We start from the raw sequence: 299 nt of genomic DNA, 5'->3' as shown, positions 1-299 counted from the left end.
CGTCGGCGCCGGCGATCACCTGCTGGTTACCGGCTCAGCGTATGAACCGACCCAGGACTTCTGCACCCACATCCTCGGCCGCATGAACGTCAGCACCACCTATTTCGATCCGCTGATCGGCGCCGACATCGCCACGCTTATCCAACCCAATACCCGCGTGGTGTTCCTTGAGTCCCCCGGCTCCATCACCCTGGAAGTGCAGGATATCCCGGCGATGGTGCAGGCCATTCGCGCCGTGGCGCCGGACGTGGTGATCATGATAGACAACACCTGGGCGGCGGGCGTGCTGTTCAAGGCGC

1 protein-coding gene is annotated in these 299 nt (G+C 63.5%); it reads left to right on the top strand.

Annotation, left to right across the window (positions count from 1 at the left end; translation table 11 throughout):
• Positions 1-299, top strand: a 299-nt coding sequence (locus J0A67_RS23630; protein ID WP_206571686.1) for a PLP-dependent transferase, incomplete at both ends; no start/stop codon positions are given.

This window comes from Algoriphagus aestuariicola (genome assembly GCF_017254835.1).
GTDB lineage: Bacteria > Bacteroidota > Bacteroidia > Cytophagales > Cyclobacteriaceae > Algoriphagus > Algoriphagus aestuariicola.
The sequence above is the reverse complement of the archived record's forward strand: the minus strand, read 5'-3'. Positions and strand labels throughout refer to the sequence as shown.